This window comes from Synergistaceae bacterium (genome assembly GCA_017444345.1).
Taxonomy (GTDB): domain Bacteria; phylum Synergistota; class Synergistia; order Synergistales; family Aminobacteriaceae; genus JAFUXM01.
Genome location: JAFSWW010000006.1, coordinates 1 through 7,741, shown reverse-complemented (window position 1 = coordinate 7,741; position 7,741 = coordinate 1). Strand labels below are relative to the sequence as shown.

7 protein-coding genes are annotated in these 7,741 nt (G+C 39.5%); 3 read left to right on the top strand and 4 right to left on the bottom strand.

Annotated elements, in window-relative coordinates; all coding sequences use genetic code 11:
- The first annotated feature begins 79 nt into the window (after nucleotides 1-79).
- Nucleotides 80-1,030 carry an Hsp70 family protein gene (locus IJS99_00195; protein ID MBQ7560239.1) on the top strand — a complete coding sequence of 317 codons (951 nt, stop codon included), beginning with the start codon at nucleotides 80-82 and terminating at the stop codon, nucleotides 1,028-1,030.
- A 27-nt stretch (nucleotides 1,031-1,057) separates the two neighbouring features.
- Here the strand turns inward: IJS99_00195 and IJS99_00190 are convergent, their stop codons facing one another.
- From IJS99_00190 to hemC, 3 genes are read right to left on the bottom strand one after another with little or no spacing between them, the layout of a single operon-like run.
- Complete coding sequence (locus tag IJS99_00190) at nucleotides 1,058-2,026, bottom strand: alpha/beta hydrolase (protein MBQ7560238.1); 969 nt, start codon at nucleotides 2,024-2,026, stop codon at nucleotides 1,058-1,060.
- 29 nt (nucleotides 2,027-2,055) lie between these two features.
- The gene (cobA, locus tag IJS99_00185; protein MBQ7560237.1) at nucleotides 2,056-3,471 is read right to left on the bottom strand and encodes a uroporphyrinogen-III C-methyltransferase; all 1,416 of its coding nucleotides are present in this window, start codon (nucleotides 3,469-3,471) and stop codon (nucleotides 2,056-2,058) included.
- Between the two features lie 3 nt (nucleotides 3,472-3,474).
- Nucleotides 3,475-4,314, bottom strand: coding sequence for a hydroxymethylbilane synthase (gene hemC / locus IJS99_00180; GenBank protein ID MBQ7560236.1), 840 nt, complete (start codon nucleotides 4,312-4,314; stop codon nucleotides 3,475-3,477).
- A gap of 417 nt (nucleotides 4,315-4,731) precedes the next feature.
- On the opposite strand from hemC, the gene ribD reads away from it, so the two are divergent.
- A complete protein-coding gene (ribD, locus tag IJS99_00175) occupies nucleotides 4,732-5,826 on the top strand; it encodes a bifunctional diaminohydroxyphosphoribosylaminopyrimidine deaminase/5-amino-6-(5-phosphoribosylamino)uracil reductase RibD (GenBank protein ID MBQ7560235.1) in 1,095 nt (364 codons plus the stop codon).
- Entirely contained in the window at nucleotides 5,808-6,446 is a 639-nt protein-coding gene (locus tag IJS99_00170) for a riboflavin synthase (GenBank protein MBQ7560234.1), read from the top strand. The genes ribD and IJS99_00170 overlap by 19 nt, the downstream gene beginning before the upstream one ends.
- 70 nt (nucleotides 6,447-6,516) lie before the next feature.
- Here IJS99_00170 and IJS99_00165 read toward each other — a convergent pair whose 3' ends face one another.
- The gene (locus IJS99_00165; protein MBQ7560233.1) at nucleotides 6,517-7,632 is read right to left on the bottom strand and encodes a PTS glucose transporter subunit IIA; all 1,116 of its coding nucleotides are present in this window, start codon (nucleotides 7,630-7,632) and stop codon (nucleotides 6,517-6,519) included.
- Nucleotides 7,633-7,741 lie beyond the last annotated feature (109 nt).

The window sequence follows — 7,741 nt, the reverse complement described above, 5'->3', positions numbered from 1 at the left end:
TCACTATTCTACTCTGCTACGAAGTAGCAGGGTGGGCGGGTGGGAGTAGAATAAAGCGTAAAATTAGGAGGTGAAATAAATGGCTGACTCGAAAAATTTTATATCTATAGGCATTGACGCAGGGACGAAAATATTAACAGCTGCTAACAAGGGACAGGTTACGGCAAAACTTGAAGGCTTTGACTTTAACACGTTAAGAGAAGAGTCAGAAATTTTCTTAGATGATATTATTACTTCATGTTATATAGCAGTTCCCGACGATTATAATAAACGACAGCGCGATGAGATCATAAAACTTGCAAGTAATTCCGGCTTTGATGATGTAAACATAATAAATTCTTATGAGGCCTTAATTTATGCTGATACTGGGAGTGCCTTAATTTGCGATTTCGGAGCGTCAAAATTTTCTATGTCAGTTATTTATGATAATGAAATATTAGACGAAGAAATTATACCGGATTTGAACGGGAATATTATAGACAAGATTTTTACTGAATGGCTTAGTGCGAGATTTAATATAAATTTAGCTGATAACACTAAGGCCGAACACATAAAAATTTATCTCTCAAATAATAATTCTTTCACGTGGCGCGGAGTTGATATTTTGCGTGAAGATTTTGAGCGTCTAATATATTTTCAAGTTAAGAGAGCTTCACACACGGCAAAAAAGTTTTATAGAATATACAAGCCTGCAAAAATTATTTTAACCGGCGGAATGAGTAATATTCCCATAATAAGGCAAATTTTCAGCGAAGAATTAAATATTATACCCGAAATAAATCAAGACTTAATTGCAAAGGGTGCGGCGGTTGCTGCGAGTTCAGACGACGACAAAATTAAAGCTAAAATCGACACGGCACAAAAATTTAAAGAATTACGCGGGCAAATTTTAATTATTGAAGACTTATTAACGCGTTCACAGAAGGACAAATTATATTTACTCGTAAAACAAGCCGAGGGAATTAATGATTCAGGAATAATTGAGATCCTGCAAAATCTTATAAGCGAAATTAAATCCCCCGGTGAATAAATAAATCACAAGGGGAGTGAAAATTTTTTATTTCTTGAGATATTTATCAAAGAAGTCAATCATAATTTTTATGACCGGCTCTTGAACCCAGTACGGCCCTCCGTGTGCAGCGTTTTTCACGATATATCTTTCAGTCTCGACACCTTTTGACTTCAAAGCCTGAAATAATAAATCTGTCTGACCCGGTGAAACAAGTTTATCTGCGTCCCCGTGCATAAATAACATAGGTGCTGATTTCTCGCTGGCATATTCTACAGGGCTTGCTTTTGCTGACTCTTCAGGATGAGCTAACACTCCCCCGTCCTTGCCCCCGAATGTAGAAGTTCCCAACACCCATAATGCTTCAGTTGATCCGGCTGATGCGTGGCCTTTCTGATTCTCTGTGTCATAATCCATGCCGATATTTCTAACGTCCGTGATTCCGAATATATTTGCGGCGCATTTAACATCGCTCGAATAATCAAGAAAATCTCCCGCCTCAAATTCCTTCATGCCGTTAGTTAGTCCCACGAATGAAGACAGATAACCGCCCGCGCTGTTGCCTAAGATTCCTACTCTGTCAGCATCAATATTAAATTGTCCCGCATGAGCACGCAGCCACCTTATAGCAGCTTTCACGTCCTGCAATGGCTGAGGGAATTTTGCGAGAGGTGCATTACGATATTCAATGCTTGCTACGACATAACCGGACTCGGCGAGTCTCATTCTTTGCTGAATCCAGTTATTTTTTGGAGCCATTATAAAGCCGCCCCCTGTTACATATACTATTAATGGCAAGGGATTTTTACCGGCTGGCTGGAGAATGTCCATAGTTAGCGAATAAGTTAATACACCTTGTGCGAATCCCTGAGCAAAGGGAATATTTTCGTAAAGAGTGATTGCGTTTGTCTTGAGTTCGACATCAAGAATCTTGCTGTCAAATTTCTTGACTTCTCCAGCATATAAACTCGAACATGACACGAATAATATTAATAGAGCTAATAAAATTTTACGCATAAATAATAAACCTCCTGAAAAATTTTTTATCACAAGCAAGCCATAATACAATCATAAATAGATTTTATTTCAGCCTGCTTTGAGATTTCTATATTCATGAAACCTGCTTTTATTGCCTCGCCTGCTGTCTGCTGTCCTATACAAATAGCTTTTACTTCACGAAATTTATTAGTATTCATGATAAAGCCTCTCACAGTTGAAGCACTAGTAAATATTATAAAGTCTGCATATTCCGGAACATGTTTTAATTTTACGTAATCGATTCTATAAATGCAAATCTCGTCATAATTTATATTATTTGAGTCAAAGATTTTCGCAATTTCCGGAGATCCGTTTAACGCCCTGAACATTAAGATTTTATTTTGACTCGTTAAGCCGCGTGCTAAGTGTTCGCAGTCATAAATTTCAGGCATAAAATCAACTTTTAGGCCGTGGGACTCTAAAGCGTTTGCAGTTGCCTGACCTATTGCCGCAATTTTCGCGCTGCCTAATTCTCTTATATCGCGCTTAGATTCCCGCAAAATCTCAAATAATGCATTAACACCTGTAACGCTCGTGAAGCCTGCCCAGTCATAGCCGCCTAAATTTTTATTTGTGAGAGAATTATATATTATGCTAGTTTTTATAGTCGGCAATAAAATAATTTCAGCTCCCGAGTCCCGTAATAATTCCGCTAAACCTTCAGAACGTCCGGCCGGTCTTGTTATGATTATGCGTTTATTGTGAAGGGGTAATTTTTCGCGCATATTGAGATTTAATTTTGCTGTCTGGCCTATTATTATTACAGCAGGAGGCATTATATTATTTGCGATTATAGCAGAGTGCAAATTTTTTAATTCAGTGCGTATGATTCTCTGCTTTGAAATTGTCCCGTTTTCTATTACAGCACAGCACGTATCAGGATTTAATTTGTTATCAAGTAATAATTTTTCCTGCAAATTTTCAGAGTTAGCTACTCCCATTAAAAAAATTTTAGTCGTGTTATCAAAATCAGGCAGCATATTATATTTATCATGAGCGGTGAAAATATTCAGGCCTGAGCAGAAATCTCTATGAGTTACAGGAATTCCCGCCCATTCAGGTACACAAAGCGCAGAACTTAAGCCCGGCACCAGTTCGAAATCAATTCCCGCATTTATCAGCGCGCCGGCCTCTTCTCCGCCCCGTCCAAATAAAAAAGGGTCGCCCCCTTTGAGCCTGATTATAATTTTGCCAGTTTTAGCAAGTTTTATGATTAGTGATTCAATTTCGCGCTGTGATAATTTATGAGAACTTGAAGATTTGCCCGCGTCAATTAATTCTGCATTTTCCGGAATCATTGCAAGAATTCCATCACTAACGAGTCTATCATATATGACTATTTCAGCACGTTTTAGAATTTCCTGCGCCCTCACTGTCAATAAAGACGGATCCCCCGGCCCTGCTCCGATTATGTATACATTCATGATTTAAGATTTAAGCTCCATCAATAAATTTTTTGCTAAATTCTGCCCGATTATTTCAGCGTCTTTTCTTGAACCCGTTAAAATTCCTGTGTGAAATATTTTATTATTGTCTATATATAAGCCCCTGAGAGTCAAAATATTCTCGTGAATTTCTGCATATGCTCCGGCGGGAATGTTACATCCGGCGTTTAACTCACTCGCAAAACTCCTTTCAGCGAGCGCACAATCCTGCGAGTCCTTATCATTAACGCACTCAAGATAATTATAATTCTTACCTGCAACGCCCTGACATGCTAGAATTCCCTGACCAGCTGCGGGCATGATTTCATTTACGGCAAAAATTTTAGTGATTTTGTGAGAAAGATTCAATCTCTCAAGACCTGATACAGCCAAGACAAGCCCCGAAAAAATATTTTCATTGTCAAGTTTCCTGATTCGAGTGTTAATATTGCCCCTGACCGGGATAATTTTATAGTCAGGATATAATTTTTCTAGCTGTAAACGCCTTCTCAATGATGACGACGCTAAAATCCTGCATGAATTATTATTTAATATAAGCGCGTCCCTTGCATCCCCTCGTTTTGAATATGCTATAACGGGTAATTTTTTATCTTCCTGAACGGGTAAATCTTTCAGGCTGTGAACGGCGAAATCTATTTTATTATTCAAGAGTGCCTGCGTTATCTCGTGAGTAAACATGCCTTTAATTCCGGGTGATTGACTCGTGAAAGCTGACATGTTTATATCGCCCTGAGTCGTTATCGTGATAATTTTGACTCTCAAGTCCGGCCAAGTTTGTAATATTTTATCAGCTATTAAATTTGTCTGTGCTAGAGCTAACACACTCCCGCGCGTGCCGATTCGTATTTCTCTCGTTTAAATCATCCCTCTTAAAATATTTTATCGAGCTAAAAAATTTTATCATGTAATAAAAAATTTCTCGCTATATGACCATTCCGCTAACCCGAAATGAAAACGCGAACTTGTTCGCCCGCCCCTCCCGACAACAAGGGGAGATTTTATTATGCAGCCCGCTCGAAAACGTATATAATAACAGCAAAATTTATAAACTGGGAGGCGGTTAATATTTTCGTCAAGTCAGATTATTATTACATGAAACGCGCTTTATTTCTCGCAAAAAGATAATATTTTCTTGTGCAGCCTGCCCAGAAAAATATATAATAACAGCAAAATTTTATAAACTGGGAGACGGTTAATATTTCTATACAGATAGATTCACGTTATACAGATTATTATTGCATGAAACGTGCTTTATTTCTCGCACAAAAAGGTCATGGCAAAACTGGATCTAATCCTATGGTCGGCTGTGTTATCGTGAAAAATAGCAGAATTATCGGTGAAGGCTGGCATCATGAATACGGCGGCAATCACGCGGAAATTGAGGCCATCAACGACGCAAAAAAATATAATGAAGATCTGCGCGGATCGACTGTTTATGTTACATTAGAACCGTGTTCGCATTATGGGAAGACTCCCCCGTGCGCTCAAAGACTGGTAAGTGAAGGAGTAGCAAGAGTCATTTACGCAATGACCGATCCAAATCCTAAAGTCAACGGCCAGGGCTTGCAAATTTTACGAGATTCAGGAATCGAAACAAAGCAGGCTAATAAAATTTTTGAGAAACAAGCAAAATTCTTAAATCGGGGCTTTATTTTCCTGCAAAAATATAACAGGCCGTTCATCACGTTAAAAGCAGCTATGAGTCTTGACGGCAAAATGTGTCTTGCTAATAACTCAAGCAAATGGATAACGGGAATCGAGTCACGCACTCAAGCCCATAAATTACGCGCTCAAAATGATGCTGTCTTAGTCGGAGTTAATACTATCTTGAATGATGACCCGCAATTAACTGTAAGACACATTAGAGGCATTGACCCATTGAGAATAATTCTTGACTCAAATTTAAGAACGCCCATAAATTCGCGAGTAATCTCAAATGATAATAAATGCTTGATTTTAACAAGTGAGAATGCGGACGAGGGCAAAATTAAATCTTTACAGGACGCGGGCGCAAGAGTAGCAATAATTGAATCGCAAAATAATCACATAAATTTAAAATCTGCGCTTGAATATTTAATCACTCAAAATGTATTAACTCTCATGATAGAGGGCGGGCCGGAAATATTAAGCTCGTTTTTACGTGAAGAATTAGCCGATTATGTAAATTTATTTATCGCTCCTAAAATTTTCGGTGAAGGGCGGGGCTTTGACTTGAGGAAAAATTTTAATTCAGTGAGTGAGGCATTTAATCTCGATATTTCTAGAAGAACTATTAAACGCTTAGGCGACGACATTTTTATAGAGGGCTGGCTGTCATGTTCACGGGACTTATAGAAGAAGTAGGGAGTGTGAGAAATTTTCACAAGACGGGTACATTTTACACGTTATCAATCGAGTCAAATATTACGAGCGAGCTTAAAATCGGCCAGTCAGTATCAATCAGCGGGGCATGTCTCACAGTTACAAGAATAAACGCTAAAATTTTTGACGTTCAACTTATGCAAGAGACTTTTACACGCACATGGTTTCATAAAAATTTACGGGCGGGGACTCGTGTGAATCTTGAGCGGGCTATGAAATTATCTGACAGATTAGACGGGCATTTAGTACTTGGCCATGTTGACGGAGTCGCAGCTTTGAAGGAAATTCACGGACAAGAGACTCGCGAGGCCGTATTTATTCCTGAAGATAAAAATTTATTGCGGGGAATAGTCGAAAAGGGTTCAGTCTGCATTGACGGTGTGAGCTTAACGGTTATAAACGCGGGCGATTCTAGTTTTTCAGTGGGACTCATTCCTGAGACTCTGAAAGCTACTACACTGGGCGGACTCAAAGCAGGCAGCATTATAAATCTTGAGACTGATATACTCGGCAAATATATAGAACGCTTGACAAGTTTTGACTCGAAAAATAATAAACCGGGCAATTATTTAACGTCATTATTATCACTATGAAATAAAATAAAATCCTCCTGACTCGCTTAATCAAAATCAGGAGGACTGAAAAATTTTCTTGCTGAATAAATTATTTATTAATGCCGATCTTCACGTTTTCGTAGTCGTCCGAGTTCGTGAGAAGTAATACAACTGTATCAGGGTGTCCTGCTGCCTTAATTTTTTCGCGGTCGAACTTCATAATTTTCTGGCCTTTCTTGACCTTGTCGCCCTCTTTTACGAAATCTTCGAATCCGTCGCCCTTCATTTCGACAGTGTCAACTCCGACATGTATTAATACTTCCATATCGTTGCCGCCTGAAATTCCTATAGCGTGTTTACTCTCAGCAACTGAAGAAATTTCGCCGTCAATCGGAGCATAAACAAATTCGTCTTCAGGTTGAATTCCCACGCCTTGTCCCAGTGTACCAGCCGCAAAAGTCGGATCAGGAATTTCTGTATAGGGAATAACTTTTCCTGCTGTGCACTGTGCAATATCTCCGGCCGATGAAGTAATGACAGTTGCGAACTCTAAAACTTTTTCCTGAGTCTCAACGGGTGCAGCTTCGGGGACTTCTTTAACTTCGGGGGCTTCTTCTTTCCACATAATCCATGAAAGAATAAAAGCTATACCGCCGGAAATTGCTAATAAAATCGTGTATTGCACTGGCTGTTGAATAGTGAGATAGCCGGGGATTCCTGTAACTCCGTAAGCAGCCGCGCCGATCCCGGAAAAAGCTCCGTAAATTGCGCCGATTGTTCCGCCTATCATACCTGCAATAATGGGCTTGAAGAAGCGTAAATTAATACCGAAAATTGCCGGCTCAGTGATTCCGAGTGCTGCAGAGAGTGAAGAAGGAATTGCGACAACTTTTGTGCGGTTGTTGCGAGCCTTAAGACCTATTGCAAGACATGCCCCGAACTGTGCGAAATTTGCCGCGCTGGCTATAGGCATCCATGTATTTAACCCGCCTTCAACTGATAACATACCAGCTTCAATTACGTTATACATGTGATGAAGTCCCATTACTACAGTCCACGGATAAATTGCGCCCATTATTCCCGAACCGATTGGATTCTTTACGAGTATTTTTGCGGCCTCAAGTACCCATGTTTCAAGCTGTGAGAAGATCGGCCCGATAATAGTAAATGTAAAGAATGTCGTAACTAAAACTGTAGTAAACGGGACAACAAACAAGTCAATCATTTCGGGTGTGTGCTTATGAAGCCATTTTTAAAGACCGCACATAAACCAGACGGAAATAATTACGTGAAATACGTGACACTGATAGCCGACTTTCTGAACGTTTATGACG